Annotated in this window: 12 protein-coding genes and 4 pseudogenes; 8 read left to right on the forward strand and 8 right to left on the reverse strand. The window is 68.7% G+C overall.

Annotation, left to right across the window (positions count from 1 at the left end):
- The first annotated feature begins 93 nt into the window (after positions 1 to 93).
- The 3 genes from ACTWJ9_RS01370 to ACTWJ9_RS01380 all read left to right on the forward strand — a co-directional run bounded on the left by ACTWJ9_RS01370 (position 94) and on the right by ACTWJ9_RS01380 (position 3325).
- The gene (locus ACTWJ9_RS01370; RefSeq protein WP_443295053.1) at positions 94 to 2241 is read left to right on the forward strand and encodes a heavy metal translocating P-type ATPase; all 2148 of its coding nucleotides are present in this window, start codon (positions 94 to 96) and stop codon (positions 2239 to 2241) included.
- A 215-nt stretch (positions 2242 to 2456) separates the two neighbouring features.
- Positions 2457 to 2735 carry an SHOCT domain-containing protein gene (locus tag ACTWJ9_RS01375; RefSeq protein ID WP_279332202.1) on the forward strand — a complete coding sequence of 93 codons (279 nt, stop codon included), beginning with the start codon at positions 2457 to 2459 and terminating at the stop codon, positions 2733 to 2735.
- A complete protein-coding gene (locus ACTWJ9_RS01380; RefSeq protein WP_279332204.1) occupies positions 2732 to 3325 on the forward strand; it encodes a sulfocyanin-like copper-binding protein in 594 nt (197 codons plus the stop codon). Before ACTWJ9_RS01375 ends, ACTWJ9_RS01380 begins: the two co-directional genes overlap by 4 nt.
- Positions 3326 to 3490: 165 nt before the next feature.
- Here the strand turns inward: ACTWJ9_RS01380 and ACTWJ9_RS01385 are convergent.
- Positions 3491 to 3712: pseudogene (locus tag ACTWJ9_RS01385) on the reverse strand (DUF3703 domain-containing protein); the annotation flags it as partial.
- 15 nt (positions 3713 to 3727) lie between these two features.
- Complete coding sequence (locus ACTWJ9_RS01390) at positions 3728 to 4000, reverse strand: hypothetical protein (protein WP_279338167.1); 273 nt, start codon at positions 3998 to 4000, stop codon at positions 3728 to 3730.
- Between the two features lie 344 nt (positions 4001 to 4344).
- On the opposite strand from ACTWJ9_RS01390, the pseudogene ACTWJ9_RS01395 reads away from it, so the two are divergent.
- The 3 genes and pseudogenes from ACTWJ9_RS01395 to ACTWJ9_RS01405 form a co-directional block, all read left to right on the forward strand.
- A pseudogene (locus ACTWJ9_RS01395) lies at positions 4345 to 4761 on the forward strand (integrase core domain-containing protein); the annotation flags it as partial.
- A 205-nt stretch (positions 4762 to 4966) separates the two neighbouring features.
- The gene (locus ACTWJ9_RS01400; RefSeq protein ID WP_279332206.1) at positions 4967 to 6397 is read left to right on the forward strand and encodes a selenium-binding protein SBP56-related protein; all 1431 of its coding nucleotides are present in this window, start codon (positions 4967 to 4969) and stop codon (positions 6395 to 6397) included.
- A 371-nt stretch (positions 6398 to 6768) separates the two neighbouring features.
- A pseudogene (locus ACTWJ9_RS01405) lies at positions 6769 to 6909 on the forward strand (IS5/IS1182 family transposase); the annotation flags it as partial.
- A 340-nt stretch (positions 6910 to 7249) separates the two neighbouring features.
- On the opposite strand, the gene ACTWJ9_RS01410 reads toward ACTWJ9_RS01405, so the two are convergent.
- Both ACTWJ9_RS01410 and ACTWJ9_RS01415 read right to left on the reverse strand, forming a co-directional pair.
- The gene (locus ACTWJ9_RS01410; protein WP_279332208.1) at positions 7250 to 8545 is read right to left on the reverse strand and encodes a glycosyltransferase; all 1296 of its coding nucleotides are present in this window, start codon (positions 8543 to 8545) and stop codon (positions 7250 to 7252) included.
- A gap of 146 nt (positions 8546 to 8691) precedes the next feature.
- Positions 8692 to 9720, reverse strand: coding sequence for a zinc-binding alcohol dehydrogenase family protein (locus ACTWJ9_RS01415; protein ID WP_443295054.1), 1029 nt, complete (start codon positions 9718 to 9720; stop codon positions 8692 to 8694).
- A 173-nt stretch (positions 9721 to 9893) separates the two neighbouring features.
- Between ACTWJ9_RS01415 and ACTWJ9_RS01420 the strand changes: the two are divergent.
- A pseudogene (locus tag ACTWJ9_RS01420) lies at positions 9894 to 10069 on the forward strand (IS6 family transposase); the annotation flags it as partial.
- Positions 10070 to 10324: 255 nt separating this feature from the next.
- On the opposite strand, the gene ACTWJ9_RS01425 reads toward ACTWJ9_RS01420, so the two are convergent.
- The 4 genes from ACTWJ9_RS01425 to ACTWJ9_RS01440 all read right to left on the reverse strand — a co-directional run bounded on the left by ACTWJ9_RS01425 (position 10325) and on the right by ACTWJ9_RS01440 (position 13523).
- A complete protein-coding gene (locus tag ACTWJ9_RS01425) occupies positions 10325 to 10453 on the reverse strand; it encodes a hypothetical protein (RefSeq protein ID WP_388705316.1) in 129 nt (42 codons plus the stop codon).
- A gap of 59 nt (positions 10454 to 10512) precedes the next feature.
- Complete coding sequence (locus ACTWJ9_RS01430; RefSeq protein WP_279332210.1) at positions 10513 to 11025, reverse strand: hypothetical protein; 513 nt, start codon at positions 11023 to 11025, stop codon at positions 10513 to 10515.
- A 433-nt stretch (positions 11026 to 11458) separates the two neighbouring features.
- Positions 11459 to 12523 carry a class I SAM-dependent methyltransferase gene (locus ACTWJ9_RS01435; RefSeq protein WP_279332211.1) on the reverse strand — a complete coding sequence of 355 codons (1065 nt, stop codon included), beginning with the start codon at positions 12521 to 12523 and terminating at the stop codon, positions 11459 to 11461.
- Between the two features lie 262 nt (positions 12524 to 12785).
- Positions 12786 to 13523, reverse strand: a complete 738-nt coding sequence (locus ACTWJ9_RS01440; protein WP_279332213.1) for a flavodoxin family protein — start codon at positions 13521 to 13523, stop codon at positions 12786 to 12788.
- 213 nt (positions 13524 to 13736) lie between these two features.
- On the opposite strand from ACTWJ9_RS01440, the gene ACTWJ9_RS01445 reads away from it, so the two are divergent.
- Positions 13737 to 15428 carry an acetolactate synthase large subunit gene (locus ACTWJ9_RS01445; protein WP_279332214.1) on the forward strand — a complete coding sequence of 564 codons (1692 nt, stop codon included), beginning with the start codon at positions 13737 to 13739 and terminating at the stop codon, positions 15426 to 15428.
- The last annotated feature ends 855 nt before the right edge of the window (positions 15429 to 16283 follow it).

Below are 16283 nucleotides of genomic sequence, written 5' to 3' on the forward strand. Positions count from 1 at the left end.
ACGTACCGCTCCGCTGATACGGGCGCTGTGCGCCCCGGCCTTCCTCTACTGTCTCCGGCGGCAACTGAGCACCAGGGGAGAAGAGAAACGATCATGACGAGTCACGAGCACCACCACGACGCTCAGCACGCGCTCCTCGACGACGCGCCGGCGGCCGATCACGCTGCCCACGCCGGGCACGCGGAGCATGGCATGACCGAGCACGACGGGCACCACGGGTCCGATCACGCCGGCCACGCGGGCCATGCGCACCACTCGGGTGACGGCGCCCACGGTGATCATGCAGGGCAGTTCCGGCGGCTGTTCTGGACGATGCTGGTGCTGGCCGTGCCCGTCGTGGCGTTCTCCGGCATGTTCGCCTCACTGCTGGGCTACCGGCTGCCGCAGGCCGACTGGGTGACCTGGATTTCGCCGCTGCTGGGCACCGTGATGTACCTGTGGGGCGGTCGGCCGTTCCTCACCGGTGCGGTGTCCGAGACACGGTCCCGTCGGCCGGGAATGATGCTGCTGATCTCGCTGGCCATCACGGTGGCGTTCGTCGCCTCCTGGGGCGCCAGCCTGAGCATCCTCGGTCACCACCTGGACTTCTGGTGGGAGCTGGCCCTGCTTGTCGTCATCATGCTGCTCGGGCACTGGATCGAGATGCGCTCGCTCGCCCAGACGACCTCGGCCCTGGACTCCCTGGCCGCGCTGCTGCCCGACGAGGCCGAACGGCTCGACGGCGACCAGGTCGTCACCGTGCATCCGGGTGAGCTGCGGGTGGGCGACACCGTCCTGATCCGGCCCGGTGGCAGCGTCCCCGCGGACGGCCGGATCGTTGACGGTGCGGCCGAGATGGACGAGTCGATGGTCACCGGTGAGTCCCGGACGGTACGCCGCGGCGTCGGCGACCACGTGGTGGCCGGCACCGTCGCCAGCGACTCCGGCCTGCGGGTCGAGGTCACCGCCACCGGCGAGGACACCGCGCTCGCCGGTATCAGGCGCCTGGTGACCGAGGCGCAGAACTCGTCTTCACGCGCGCAGCGGCTGGCCGACGTCGCCGCGGGGTGGCTGTTCTGGTTCGCCCTCGGCGCGGCTGTCATCACGGTCCTGGTGTGGGCCCTGCTGCTCGACCGATCGGATGACGCAGTCACCCGCACGATCACGGTGCTCGTGATCGCTTGCCCGCACGCACTCGGCCTTGCGATACCGCTGGTGGTGTCCATCGCCACCGAACGCGCCGCCCGCGGCGGAGTCCTCGTCAAGGACCGGCTCGCGTTGGAGAGCATGCGCACCGCCACCGCGGTCCTGTTCGACAAGACGGGCACCCTCACCAAGGGCGAGCCGACCGTCATCGCCGTCGAACCAGCCTCTGGACTCGCCGGCGACGAAGTGCTCGTGTTGGCCGCCGCGGCCGAAACCGACAGCGAACACCCACTGGCCAAGGCCATCGTCCGTGCGGCCCGCGAGCGCAACCTCGACATCCCTCAGGCGAACGGCTTCACCTCGGAACCGGCCCTCGGCGTCACCGCCATCGTCGACGGCCGGACGGTCAGGGTCGGCGGCCCGCTGCTGCTGGACGAGGAGCACCAGCAGGAGCTCGGGGCAGTCGAGCAGTGGCGGGAAGAGGGCGCCATCATCCTGCACGTACTGCGTGACGGTGTGGTGATCGGAGCCCTGAAACTGGCCGACGAGATCCGGCTGGAATCCCGCCAGGCCGTCGACGCGCTGCACCGGCGAGGCATCGAGGTCATCATGATCACCGGCGACGCCCGAGCGGTCGCGGAATCGGTCGGCGACCACCTCGGCATCGACCGGGTGTTCGCCGGCGTCCGGCCCGAGGACAAGGCAGCCACCGTCAAAGCGCTGCAGGTCGAGGGCAAAACGGTGGCCATGGTGGGCGACGGCGTCAACGATGCCCCCGCACTGGCCCAGGCCGACATCGGCATCGCCATCGGCGCCGGCACCGACGTGGCCATCGCCTCCGCCGGGGTCATCCTGGCCAGCGACGACCCCCGCTCCGTCCTGTCGGTGATCGACCTGTCGCAGGCCAGCTACCGCAAGATGAAGCAGAACCTGTGGTGGGCCACCGGCTACAACCTGCTCTCCGTACCACTCGCCGCCGGCGTCCTGGCCCCGATCGGGTTCGTCCTTCCCATGTCGGTCGGCGCCGTCCTCATGTCGCTGTCCACCATCGTCGTCGCCCTCAACGCCCAACTGCTGCGCAAGCTCGACCTGCGGCCAGGCGCGACCCGCGGATGACCGGGACACGGCAACGCCGTTGAGCAACGACCCTCCCGAGCGGGGGCCTGGGCAAATGCCTCGGCCTCCCCCCGCCGGCGCTGGTACCCGGCCCGCGCCGGGCAACTGACGCCGCCCGTGCCGCTGCCGGCCGACTCGCCCGCAGCGGCCCCTGCGCAAGGCCCGCTGCGGGCGCACGATGGAAGATGTACGGGCACGCCTGGAAGGTGATCGTCATGATGTGGCACGACGGTGGCTGGGGCTGGGGCGGCTGGTTCTTCATGGCCGTGTTCATGGTGCTGTTCTGGGCGCTGGTGATCGCCGGCATCGTCGCGCTCGTCCGGTACCTCACCGGCACCCACCACGACCGCCAGTCCGGAAGGCCCTACTCCACCGGCGAGCCGGGATGGGGAAGCAAACGGGCCGAGGACCTGCTCGCCGAACGGTTCGCCCGCGGGGAGATCGACGAAGACGAGTACAAACAACGGCTCACACTGCTGCGGGAGCACCGGTGAGCGCAGACCGCCGACGCGGGATGTGGCCGGCCATCGGCGGGGCGATCGCCGCGCTGGTGCTCGGCATCGCCACCACGGTGCTGCTGGCCGCCACCGGCGCTTTCCGCAGTGCGACTCCCACGGCGGCCTGGCGGGCGCCTGGTGCACGGTGCAGCGCGCCCGGCCTGCCCGGCCATGTGGTGGACGTGACTGCCGGCGACATGGGAACGGGCATGATGAGCGGCGGTCCTGGCGGGTACGGCATGCGCATGATGCGCCTGGCGCTCCAACCGTCCACGGTCCCCGCGGGCGTGATCTCGCTGCGGGTGTTCAACACCGGCTCCCTCGCGCACGAGGTGGTGATCCTGCCACTGCCCTCAGGCCACGGCGCTGGGGAGCGCCCCACCGGTCCTGACGGGAAGGTCAACGAGGCGGGCAGCCTGGGCGAGGCGTCCCGCGGCTGCGCGGCAGGCGCCGGTGACGGCATCGCCCCCGGCGCGATCGCCTGGACCAGGCTGCCCCTGCCTCCCGGGCGTTACGAGCTGGTGTGCAACTTCCCCGGCCACTACCTCGCAGGCATGTACGCCGAACTCGATGTCACCAGTCGGTAGCGGACTCCGGCAGCATCTGCCACGCCCGCAGTGGCAAGGTCACCCCGAAGTACCACACCCCACGCATCACGCTCGTCCTCCAGCTCCGCGCCGAGCTGGAGGTCAAGACCCTCGCCGACCGCGGCCCTGGCCGCCCCTGGCAGAACGAAGGTTCTTTGAAGGGCGCTATGCCCCCAGGACAACCCCCGCGTCCCGCAGGAGCGCGGCAAGGTCGTCGGGGATGGGCATGGGGGTGGTGAGCCCTACGCGGGTGCGGCCGGTGTTGCCGGTCGGGTACTGGCCCGCCGCGGAGCCGGGGGCCGCGACCATCAGCCGCACGAACTGGCCGAGGACTTCGAACGCGTCGCGGTCGCGGAGGGCGAGGCGGAGCATCACCGCGTGGGTGCGGGTGTGGGCGCCGGGTCAGGGCTGAGACAGGATGTGGGCGCGTTCGATGGCACGCCAGCGTTGGGGCATCGGCCCCGGCGTGCGGACGGTGGTCATCTCGGCGGTGTAGCCGGGTTCGAACAGCAGACCGGACCCGATGCCGAGCAGGCTGCCGACCGGCTTCGAGTCGATCAGGTAAACCAGTCCGTTGGCACCGGTGACGACGGCGTCGAGGGCGAGGAAGCGGCGCAGCATGGTCTGCGGGTGGTCGGTGCGGGAGAGCGCGCCGAGCAGGGTGGTGGCGGACATACCGATCAGCCTCCGTCGAGGTCGAAAAAGCTGGTCAGGGGCCGTGGCCTGGGCGGAGTGCGCCGCCCAGGCCACGGTGACTCCCACCTTGCCCGGTTCCGCACGAAGGGTCGATTACCACTGAGGTAATGAGGCAGGTCAGACCATGGATGCCGAATCGGGCCCGACCCGCGCGGCGGCCGCGCGAAGGGCCGCGAGCACCGGGGCCATCGGCGATGTACGTCTGGTCGGACTACGTGCGGTGGAACCAGCAGGTGGAGACCCGGGCCGTCCTGGCCGCGGGCGAGGCGTGCCGTGCCCTAGTGACCCGGCAGCAGAGCACGGGCGGGGCCCGGCCCAGGGGCCTGCAGGACGCGGGCGGCAGGGTCGGCTTCCTGATCCGCGACCGGGACGCAAAGTGCAGGCAGGCCTTCGACGCCGTGTTCGCCGACGCCGGGCTGGAGGTCGTTACCAGCGGCATCCGTATGCCCCGGATGAACTCCCCCATGGAACGGTGGATCCAGACCTGCCGGCGCGAGCTGCTGGACCGCACCTTGATCTGGAACCAAAGCCACCTCCTGCACGCGCTCCGCAAGTTCGCATCGTTCTGTAACGGACATCGGCCGCACCGGGCCCTGGGTCAGGCCGCCCCACTTCGCCCGCTGCCCGAACCACTCACCGCACCAGGACAGATCGCGCACCTGAAGATCCACCGACGAGACCGGCTCGGCGGCACCCTGCATGAGTGCCATGCATGCCGCCTGAACAGGCCGGATGATTAATCGACACCCGCAGTGCCGGAGACGGGCCGCACACTGAGGCGGCCCGCGGCGCCGCGCTGTCGCGTTGGCAGTGCTTCGGGGCTGTGAAACGCTGGCTGCAGGGCGCATATATCCGGTACCTCCATATCGATCTCGAACGGGTGAGACCGGCTGCCTCCCAGGAGTCCCCCGGCTCCAGGCTCCCGTTCGGGAGTAAGGAGCAGCCATGACGACGACCGAGCATGCTCACGACCGCGGCGAGCACAGTGACCCCACCTTGTACCGCACTCCGGCGGACGCCGTCGCCGCACCCCCGGAGAAGCTCGCCTATGTCGTCGGTTTCGACCCGGCCGCACAGCGCGCGGACGCGTTGTTCACCGTCGGCACCGACCCCGAATCCCCCGTATACGGCCGCGTGACCTCCCAGGCCGAGCTGCCCGACCTGGGCAACGAACTGCACCACTTCGGCTGGAACGCCTGCTCGAGCGCGCTGGCGCATGCCGGTCATCATCACGCTGCGCGGCGCTACCTCATCGTCCCCGGACTGCGCTCCTCCCGGCTGCACGTCCTCGACACCGGCCCCGATCCCGCCCGTCCGCGCTTGGTCAAGGTAATCGAGCCCGAGGAGCTGGCCGCCAAGGCCGGATACTCGCGCCCGCACACGCTCCACTGCGGCCCCGACGGAATGTTCCTGTCCTGCCTGGGTGGCGCGGACGGGGCGGACGGGCCCGGCGGCGTCGCGCTGCTGGACCACGAAAGCTTCGAAGTGCTGCGCGCCTGGGAGAGCGACCGCGGACCGCAGCGGCTCGCCTACGACCTCTGGTGGCACCTGCGCCAGAACATCGCTGTGACCAGCGAGTGGGGGACCCCCTCGATGATCGAGGACGGCCTCGTCCCCGAACTGCTGCTGGATCGCCGCTACGGCCACTCACTGCACTTCTGGGAGCTGGACTCCGGCCGGCACCTGCAGCGCGTCGATCTGGGGGACGAGAACCAGATGGTGCTGGAACTGCGCCCCGCGCACGACCCCGAGGCCACGTGGGGGTTCACCAACACCGTGGTCAACGTGGAGGACCTGTCGGCGTCGGTGTGGCTATGGAACCGGGAGGGCGAGGAGTTCGCCGTCCGCAAGGTGCTCACCGTCCCGGCCGAGCCCGCGCAGACGGAGGACCTGCCCCCGGCGCTGCAGCCGTTCGGCGCCGTGCCCCCATTCATCACCGACATCGACCTGTCGGTGGACGACCAGTGGCTGTACGTATCCGCCTGGGGAACCGGCGACCTGCTCCAGTACGACGTGAGCGACCCGTTCCATCCCAGGCAGACCGCGTCCGTGCGTCTCGGCGGCGTCGTCGGCCGACAGCCGCACCCCGCCGAACCGGACACTCCGCTGACCGGCGGAGCGCAGATGGTCGAGCTCAGCCGCGACGGGCGGCGCGTGTACCTGACGAACTCCCTGTACGCCGCCTGGGATGCGCAGCTCTATCCCGCGGGCATCGACCCGTGGATGGTCAAACTCGACGCCGACACCGCGCACGGCGGGCTCTCCGTCGACAGCCGCTTCTTCCCGCACGGCCCGGACTTCCTCGGCCTGTCCGTGCACCAGATACGCCTGCAAGGCGGCGACGCCTCCTCGGATTCGTACTGCTACCGCCGCTGACCGCTTGTGCTCCGCGAGCATCGGCGCCGGCGCTCGCGGCGGTTGCCGCCGCGGTGGTGAGGCCTCTGCCTGTCATGTCGGTCCCTGGGCGTTCCGGGCGTCGGACAGCACGGCAAGCCCCCTGGATGCCAGCAGCTTCGCGCTGACCGCGTGCCCCACGCCACCAGGCCACGCCGATCTCAGGCGTGCTCGACCCCTGGCAATGCCCGCCCGGAACAGCCGCAGCCTGCACAGTGAACTGCTTCCAACCTGACGGCGGCGTCCGTCAGTTGGGCGGCTCTGCAACGTGCTGAAGCTCCTGGTGGGAGGTGTCACGACCAAGATCCACCGTGCCTTGCCAGGAGCTTCGCGCGCTTGTCCACTCGTCGGCGATCGATCTGTCCACCGCGCACGTGCGCTACCTGAGCCGTGAACTGGCGACTCGACGCCGACAGATCGGGACCCGATGGCGGCGACTGACTGTGGGACGTCAGGCTCTGCTCGCCCTGGCCCACCTGAGATGCGGTGACACTCCCCCAGCCTCCGGCCGGGGGCACCCCCAACGTTCCGACGAGGCGATGGTGACGGCTCGTACGAAAGCGCACGTAATCCTCGACGGCACCGTGCGCCGCAAGGCGCTTGAAGACCGGGTGGGGGTGAAAGGACCCCGCAACCGGGCTGTCACAGCAGTCCGGTTGAAGCTGAGGGCAGCCTGATCCGGGGGACGCCGGTGAGGCATCGGACCGTTCCCTGGCGTCAGGGGGTGGTTGCTGTCGGGCTTGGTGAGGGTCAACCTGGGCGATGAAGCCCGGCGGTACGCGGTGCGCAGGTGGTCGGGGGCAGGGGGGCCGGTTCGTCCGAGGGCCGGTGGCATCAGCCCGTGGCGGCCCGCTCGATCAGATCCGCGGCCGTATGCAGTCCGTCGCGCGTCCGGATCGTCTCACCGGCCTCGGTGAGGGTGCGCCGCAGAGTCGTATCGCCGAGCAGACGGCCGATGGCACCGTGGAGTTGGGCGTCGGTGAAGCCGTACGGGTCGAGCCGGACGCCGTAACCCAGTTCGGCCATGCGCTGGGCGTTGTCGTACTGGTCCCAGAACAGCGGCAGCAGGATCATGGGTTTGCCGAAGTGGAGGGCCTCGGTGGTCGTGTTGTTGCCGCCGTGCGTGATGACGAGGTCGACCAGCGGAAGGATCTGGGGCTGCGGCAGGAACTCCTTGCCCCACATGTTCGGCGGCAGCTCGATTTCCTCGTGCAGTGGGCCCTTGGAGACGATGTAGCGGTGCGGGGTGAGGGCGAGCGAGGCGATGACCTTGCGCATGAGGTCCACGTCGGCTGAGCCGAGCGAGCCGAGGCTGAAATAGATCAGCGCACCGCCGTCGGCCAGGCCGGGCGGCAGCGTGAACCTCTCCTGCGTCTCGCGGACCGAGGAGTCCAGCCGGTGCCAGGTGGGTCCCAGCGGACGGGCGTCCGTGTAGTCGGCCGACTCGGGATAGACGTACAGGTTCAGATCGCCCTCGTGAATGAACTCCAGGTCGGGCAGCGGACGCGCGCCCTGCTCGGTCACCCAGACGCTGAAGTCGCTCCACAGGCTCCGGTGCGTGTGGTCGTACTCGGCGCGGAATTCGTCCCACTCGCTCCGGTCCCCGGCCGGATACCCGGAGAACGGCGGTGGAACGTGCTCGCCCTTCATCTCCAGCGGGTTGCAGGAAACGATTCGCACGAAAGGAACGCCCGCTGTGGTCAACGCCGGGAAGCACACGACGTTGTCTTCGACGATCACATCCGGCTGGACCCGGTCGATGATCTCCTTCATCTGCGGCTCGCAGTACCGGGCGCCGGAGATCAGTTCCTCCCACACCGGCTTGATCCAGGTGCCCAGCTGCTCGATGGTCGGCTTCCGGAACTCGGGCGCGGTGCTGCGTATGAAGTCTTTCCAGAACTGGCCCGCGTCCTGGGGTTGTTCGGGCGGCGGGGCCAGCTCGACCAAGTCCTCCTCGAAGTCGAGCGGCGCGAGGCGGCCCTTCCAGGACGCCTCCGCGGCGAACACCACACGGTGCCCCCGGCGGCGCAGGACACCCCCGATCCCTACGCAGTTGTTCGTCGGCCCGTACGCGCTCTCCGGGGCGAAGAGGATGGTCAGGGGCCGTAACGATCTTCCCGTGGGTGACAAGCCCAACTCCTTTACCCGCGACGGCGGTTCCGAAGTCTCGCACCGGATCCGGATGCCGGGCAAGACCGCCGGAACCGCCGCCCTCGGACCGCTGCGAGTGCTACCGCGACCTCTCGGGGCACGTCCAAGGAGTGCGTCGCGGCGGGTCATCCGGGCACGAGCACGGCGGCACCGCTGACCCGGTCGGCGGCCAGGTCCCTCAGAGCCTGGTCGGCACGGCTCAACGGATACGGGCTGACGGTGACCCGCATACCGATCCGCGCGGCCGTGTCCAGGAAGTCGCGGCCGTCCTGCCGGGTGTTGGAGGTGACGCTGCGCAGATTCCGCTCTTCGAAGAGGTGACGGCGGTAATCGAGCACGGGGATGTCGGTGAGATGGATGCCCGCCACGGCGAGCGTTCCCGAACGGTCCAGTGCCTCCAGCGCCACGGGCACCAGATCCCCTACCGGCGCGAACAGGATCGCCGAATCCAGTGGTTCGGGCGGGCGGTCGTAGGCGCCGCCCACGGAGGAGGCACCCAGGTCGAGGGCGAGTTCACGGGCCCGTGCCGAACGGGTCAGCACGTGCACGGTTGCCCCTTCGGCCAGAGCGACCTGCGCCGCCAGATGGGCCGAGGCCCCGAAGCCGTAGATCCCGAGCCGGCCGTCGGGTGGCAGGGCGCTGCGGCGCAGAGCCCGGTAGCCGATGATCCCGGCACACAGCAGCGGTGCCAGCAGCACGGCGTCCTGGCCGTCCGGGAGCACGTAGGCGTAGTCCGCCGGAACCAGGGTGACATCGGCGAAACCGCCGTCCGCGTCCCAGCCGGTGTAGAGGGAGGCCGGGCAGAGGTTCTCGCGACCGGCCCGGCAGTAGCGGCATCGGCCGCAGGTGCTGCGCAGCCACGCCCCACCGGCTCGGTCGCCGACCCGGAACCCCGTGACGGACTCGCCGACGGCGGCCACGCGGCCGACGATCTCATGACCGGGAACGGTCGATGCCCGGTGCGGGCGCAGGTCGCCTTCGGCAAGGTGCAGGTCCGTGCGGCAGACGCCGCACGCCTCGACCCTCAGCAACAGCTCACCGGGCCCCGGCGAGGGCACGGTACGCCGCACGGACACCAGTGGGCCGTCCGCGATCGGACCAGGACTCTCGACAGCCCACCCGGTCAGCATGTTCGAAGCCGACGCGCGCACCATGCTCCCAGCCTGGCGCCGGCCGACAGGTCCGGCAAACGCTCGCCGCAGCACGGCAGGCCGCAACCGCACGCCGCTCGGTGCGGCAACGGCCCTCGGCCGTTCGGGCAGCACTGTCATATTGGCCGGCCGGGTGGGATGATCTTCTGGTTGGTCACGCCGGGAAAGGTTCGTTCGTGCCGTCCGCGCCGCCGCCGTACAGGGGGCACCGGTACCCGGTGGAGATCATCTTCACTGCGTGTGGCGGTACTTCCGCTTCCCGCTGTCGTTCCGCGAGGTCGAGGAGCTGCTTTTGGCCCGCGGCGTCATCGTCTCCCACGAGACCGTCCGACGGTGGTGCGCGAAGTTCGGGCAGTCCTAATACTCCAGCAGTACTTCGCGTCTTGACCTGCGCGGTTGTCGAGCGGTGGGAGTGTAGCGAGCGATCGTGTGGCCCGGGCCGGTTGTCGGTTCAGAACGCTGAGCGCACGCGGGTGCCTTCGGAGTAGCGGCGCGTATTCCTCGCGGAGGGCGCCGTCACGGTTGGCCGGCGCGAGGCCCCGACCCTGACCGGTCGGGGCCTCGCGCCCCTTTGTCCGTCCGTCCCCGGTCCGAGGAAGGCCGGGCACTATGTGTATTGATCACAAGCGTTGTCGACGTTCACAGCCCGGGCCCCGCCGTTCCGCAGGCCGCATCCCGCCACCCTGACGATCTCCAGCGCGAGGTCGTCACCCGCGACGGTCAGAACCTGCTTCACGCATGCGAGGGTCGGAACGACCACCTTTCCTCGGACGTGTTCCGGTTCCTTCCTGCCCTTCACCGGGCCGTCCGCCATGCTCCCTTGTCATAGGCGTCGCGCAGGATCGTCTTGAGGGTGTGGAAGATGTTGACCTGATTCCCTCGACCGGCCCCGCCGGCCTCCAGTTCATCCAGGAAACGCTCGACCACGATCGGCATGACGGAAATCAGCTTCCGCGATCCCAGGCGCGGAACGATGTGGACGTCGATGGAGCTGTCCACGTGCCAGCCCGTGGAGTATTCGGTCATCCTGCGCTGCCGGGGCCGCCACTGCTTCGCGTACTCCGCAATCGCCTGCTGACCCAGCTCTCGGCGGGCCTCGGCAACGGAAGGCGCCGTCCGCTTCTTCTCCGCGTAGATCAGCGTCAGATGCTCGATCGCATCGTCCTGCGTCCCGAAGCCAGCCTCCTCACGCTGCCTACCGAGCGCATATCTGAAGCGAATCGCGTACGGGCACGGACAACGGGTCGGCCTGGAACAACCACATGCCTTGAAGAAGGACCCCCTCCCACGAGGGAGCTGACGAGCCACGAACCAAGCCTTCCGAGCGACGCGCCAGGCGGCGCAGCAGGCGCCCGCTTCGGGTACAGGTCAGCAAGCCGGGACACAGTCCCGTCTCATGCTGACCGTTTGCTGACCCGAGCGGCCTGACCATGCCTCTGAGCTGCACAGATACCCAGATGCTAGATCTTGGACTTGAACAGAGTACGCAGCACTTTGGATTCCTGGAAGACGGCTCCCTGCCGGCTTTTTGCAGGTCAAGGGCGTTCCTCACTGTACCCCGGCACGCGTCGGACTCGAAGAGTGTGAGGAACATCGACTCACTCTGGCAAGAAGGCTCTCTGCCTGCGCTTCCGTGCGAACCTGGCTGCTGCGACGCCGCTAATCTGACGCCTGTTCGGGCAGTCATTTCGGAAAGGCCGGGGATTGATGCTGATCAGATGCTGACTTACCTGACGGCACATCAGGTACATGAGGGGGCACAGGACGCCTCGTTTCCCCCAGGAGCACCCAAGGCTTCCTCGCCGTGATCAAGTAGCTGGCCTCCCTTGGGGGCGGGCTGCGCTCTCTGCTTCCGGGCCAGTTGCAGCGCCGAAGTGTCCGGCACGGCGATGTAATCGACCGACACGGTCCAGCCAATGTCATCGACGGCATCCGCTTGCCGCGGTTGCGCCCAGGGAAGGGGTGGTCCGCTCCTGCCTTGGAGGTTCTCGAACCGGACGGTGCACAGCTCTTCGACGTCGTCGGGGTCGACCTCGATGACGAGACGCCCTGTCGGAGCGATGAGGTCGCGGCAGCGGTGCAGCAGGCTGCGAGGGTACCCTCCGATGCCGATGTCGCCGTCGATGAGCAGAAGGGTCTGCCAGCCTCTCTCGGCCGGCAGCCGGTCGAAGACCGATCGACAGAGCGCGAGCCCGCCCAGGACACTGGTCAGGGCAACCGCGCGAGGAGCGATGTCGCCCCTGAGGGCGAAGACTCCCTGGCTCAGGAGTTCTCTGCACAACCGGCCCGGCCCGCAGCCCACGTCGAGGACGGGGCCGACGCAGCGCTCCAGCACGGTCTTGTCGGCCGCCGTGGGCCGCGCGTGCCGGCGGTGCACTGGCATCCGGATCCGGCGCCCGTCCGTCAGCCGCAGATACACCGGCTCGCGGAGCGGACGAAGGGGCGGCGCGTGACGAAGCCTGAGGGCGAAGGCCGGCGCGGAGGCAGCGAAGAGCACGCCCGTGATCGCCGGCCATCGGCCGAGGTAGCCGCCGTCGGACAGTCCAGTGTCACCGGGGTAGGGCACCGCAAGCCGAAGGATGAGGGGAAACCAGACCAGCAGGAGCAGGCTTGACAGGAAGGCGGGGACGCAGAGGTAGTTGATCCACGGCGCCGTCGGCGCGTCGGTGGCGCGATGCCGCAGTACGGAGAGGGCCGACAGGTCGGCCGGCGAGTACAGGGGCAGCAGGATCAGGTCGTGCAGGATCGCCGCACCGACGAGCCAGATCTCCCCCTCCAGGGGCCGGACGGCGAACAGGCGCACCATGGCGTAGCCGGTGAGGGCGAACGAGGCTGTCGGAACCAGAAGGTGCCGGGGGCCGGATCCGTACCAGCGGGCGAATCGTGGCATGGTCACGTCCTGTCGTCGCGCTGGGCTGTCATCACCGCGCGAAGCCGGGGCCTGGTCGGCAGCCAGTCCCTCGTGCGGGGAGTGACGCGGCTCAACCCGCCCTGGCGCGGATTGAGGCGGTGGGCTCAGCGGCAGACGCTGTCTCCCGGACGGGCGCGCTGCCCCAGCCGTTGCTCTCCTACCGGTGTTCGGGGTTTTCGTAGTCGCGGCGGCAGCCCGCGTCCCAGGCGGTGCGCTGGTTGCCGTAGGCGGGGATGCCACCCAGGTCCTTCAGCGCCCGGGCCAGGTGCAGCAGGTTCCAGGTCATGAAGGTGGTGTTGCGATGGGTGAAGTCGTTCTCCGGGCCGCCCGAGCCGGGATCGAGGTAGGAGGGACCAGGGCCCGCCTCGCCGATCCATCCGGCGTCGGCCTGCGGAGGGATGGTGTACCCCAGGTGCTGCAGGCTGTAGAGGACGTTCATGGCGCAGTGCTTGACGCCGTCCTCGTTGCCGGTGATCAGGCAGCCACCGACACGGCCGTAATAGGCGTACTGCCCGGCTTCGTTGAGCAGGCTGGAGCAGGCGTAGAGGCGTTCGACGACCTGCTTCATCACGGAGCTGTTGTCGCCGAGCCAGATAGGGCCGGCCAGTACGAGGATGTCGGCCGCCAGGACCTCCTGGTACAGATCGGGCCAGGCGTCCGTCTCCCAGCCGTGCTCACGCATGTCGGGCCACACGCCGGTCGCGATGTCGTGGTCCACGGCCCGTACGACATCGACATGGACTCCCTGCGCGTCCATGATGTTGGTGCTGCGGTCGATCAGACCTTGCGTGTTACTCGTCCCCGGCGAGCGTTTGAGGGTGCAGTTGATCACCAGGGCACGCAGGTCGTCGTACCGGGCCGGCGGTGCGTCGGTGGCGGGCGACGAAGCGGTCACACAGTCCTCCCAGACTTACTGCCGCACGAAGGGCGGCGGAGCGTTCACATCCGGATCCAGCGTCCGGGCAAGCGTCGGTAGGCGCTACCGCAGCACCTCCGAACGGACCCGGCGGTACTCGAGCTCATACGTGGCTCGCACGCCCGCCACGGGCTGCCCCGGCTGGCTGCCGATGATTGGTCGGCGGAGCCAAGGCGTGCCTACGTTCGTCCTATGGGTATCGAAGGTGCCACCGGGTCGCGGAACTCGGCAGCGGTGGAGGACGTCGCGCATCTGCTGGTGCGTTGTCTGCGGGCCGAGGGTGTGGAGTACGTCTTCGGGATTCCCGGTGAGGAGAACATCCGGTTCGTCGACGCGCTGAACGGCTCCGGGATCCGGTACATCCTCGTGCGCCACGAGCAGGCTGCCTCGTTCATGGCGGAGATCTACGGGCGGCTCACTGGTCGGGCGGGGGTGTGTTCGGCCACGCTGGGGCCCGGTGCGATCAATCTGCTGCTCGGTACCGCGGACGCCATGACCAACAGCGCGCCGATGGTGGCTCTGGCCGCCCAGGGATCGCTTCGCCGTATCCACAAGGAATCGCACCAGGTCATCGACCTGGTGTCAATGTTCGCTCCCGTCACCCAGTGGTCGGCTCGTATCGAGTGTCCGGACGCGGTGCCGGAGATGACACGCAAGGCGTTCAAGATCGCACAGAGTGAACGCCCCGGCGCCGTGTTCCTGGCCGTGCCGGAGGACATCGAAGCCGATCGCCCCGCGGAGCCGTTGGCACCCCTGCAGATCGACACGGTGCATGCCGACGCCCCCTCGCTCACCCAGATCGCGCGGGCGGCGGAGGTCCTCACCGCTGCCCGGCACCCCATCGTGCTGGCAGGCCACGGCGCCGCCAGAGCCGGCGCGTCAGCCGCTCTTGCACGCTTCGCCGAACAACTGAACGTTCCGGTGGCGACCACCTTCCACGGCAAGGGCGTTTTCCCCGACGACCACCTGAACGCGCTCGGCGCCGTCGGCTTCATGCGCCACGACTACGGCAACTTCGGCTTCGACACAGCCGACGTGCTGATCTGCGTGGGCTACGAGATCCAGGAGTTCGACCCCGCCAAAATCAATCCGAACAGCGACAAGCGCATCCTGCACGTGCACCGGTTCCCCGCCGAGGTGGACGCCCACTACCCCGTCACCGTGGGCGTCGAAGGCGACCCCTCCCAGGCGCTGGACGCGCTCGCGGCAGCACTGCCCGAGGGACTCACCTTCGACTCGGGAGGCAGCGCGAAGATCCGCACACTGCTCGACGAGGAACTCCGGTACGGACGCGACAACGACGCCTTCCCCCTGGTGCCGCAGCGCGTGGTGCACGATGTCCGCACGGCCCTGGACCGCCAGGACATCGTGCTCGCGGACACCGGCGCCGGAAAGATGTGGATGTCCCGCCTCTACCCGACCTACGAACCGGACACCTGCCTGGTCTCCAACGGCCTGTCCACCATGGGCTTCGCGCTACCGGGCGCCATCGCCGCCAAACTGGCAAGACCGGATCGACGCGTGCTGGCGATGATGGGCGACGGCTCCTTCCTGATGAACTCCCAGGAACTGGAGACCGCAGTCCGCGAGCGCGTCCCGCTGGTCGTCCTTGTCCTGGTGGACCAGGAATACGGCCTGATCACCTGGAAGATGGAACTCGAACTGGCCCGCCACAGCCATACCCGGTTCACCAACCCGGATCTGGTCACGTACGCCGAGAGTTTCGGCGCCCGCGGCTACACGATCGAGACCGCCGACCAACTGCTGCCCGTGCTGCGCCGCACCCTGGACGACGACGCGGTCTCTGTGATCGCCTGCCCCGTCGACTACACCGAGAACCTGCGACTGACCGACAAACTGGGCAGCCTCCACGGCCCGTTCTGACACGACAATGACTGCGCAGGTGGGGCAGGGCAACGGCACGGACGGCCGCGATCCACTCGTAGGGCGGCGAAGCCGCGTATTGAGATCGGCAAGTGCGGTCTTCTCCGGGCAGTCTGCGGTGATCTTCTCCAGCAGAGATGATTCCTTCGGGCGCGGGTAGCCGGGTCGGTGAGCAGGAGGCGGCTGGCTTGGGCGTGGAGTTGCGGCTCAGGTTGCTGTTGCTACGGCGCAGGTAGGCCGGCAGAGAGGGTCCTGCGCTGCCGGACCGCCACTGCTTCGCGTATTCCGCGACCGTCTGCTGACCGAGTTCCCGGCGAACCTCGGCAACGGACGGCGCCGTCTTCTTTTTCTCACCGTAGATCTGCGTCAGGCGCTTGATCGCGTCGTCCTGCGTGTCATAGCCGGCCTCCTCACGCTACTTGCCGAGAGCATCCCGGAACCGAATCGTGTACGGGTGCGAGCAGCGGGTCGGCCTGGAACAACCGCACTCCTTGAAAAAGGACTCCATCCCACGGGCAAGCTGTCGAGCCACGCATCAAGCCTTCCGAGCAGGGCGCCGGGCGGGGCAGCAGGTCCCTGCCGCGGATGCAGGTCAGCAAGCCAGACGTCGTCCGGCCCGATGCTGACCTTTTGCTGACCCGGACGCCGCAATCAGGGCTCTGACCTGCGGAAACACTCAAACGCTAGATCTTGGACTTGAACAGAGTACGCAGCACTTTGGACTCCTGGAAGACGGCTCCCTGCCTGCTTTGTGCAGGTCAAGGGCGGTCTTCACTGTACATCGCGGCACGTGTCGGACTTGAGGATTGTGAGGAACACCGTTCACTCCGAGGAGAAGGACTCCTTCCTGCACTT

The organism is Streptomyces sp. GDS52 (assembly GCF_052246875.1).
In the GTDB taxonomy this organism is placed as follows: Bacteria; Actinomycetota; Actinomycetes; order Streptomycetales; family Streptomycetaceae; genus Streptomyces; species Streptomyces cathayae.

What these genes read in the sequence shown, in the direction of transcription:
- ACTWJ9_RS01435 (WP_279332211.1), bottom strand. Translation starts at nt 12,523, where the DNA reads ATGGTGCGCCTGTTCGCCGTCCGGCCCCTGGAGGGGGAGATCTGGCTC.
- ACTWJ9_RS01400 (WP_279332206.1), top strand. Translation starts at nt 4,967, where the DNA reads ATGACGACGACCGAGCATGCTCACGACCGCGGCGAGCACAGTGACCCC.
- ACTWJ9_RS01415 (WP_443295054.1), bottom strand. Translation starts at nt 9,720, where the DNA reads ATGGTGCGCGCGTCGGCTTCGAACATGCTGACCGGGTGGGCTGTCGAG.
- ACTWJ9_RS01370 (WP_443295053.1), top strand. Translation starts at nt 94, where the DNA reads ATGACGAGTCACGAGCACCACCACGACGCTCAGCACGCGCTCCTCGAC.
- ACTWJ9_RS01390 (WP_279338167.1), bottom strand. Translation starts at nt 4,000, where the DNA reads ATGTCCGCCACCACCCTGCTCGGCGCGCTCTCCCGCACCGACCACCCG.
- ACTWJ9_RS01445 (WP_279332214.1), top strand. Translation starts at nt 13,737, where the DNA reads ATGGGTATCGAAGGTGCCACCGGGTCGCGGAACTCGGCAGCGGTGGAG.
- ACTWJ9_RS01375 (WP_279332202.1), top strand. Translation starts at nt 2,457, where the DNA reads ATGATGTGGCACGACGGTGGCTGGGGCTGGGGCGGCTGGTTCTTCATG.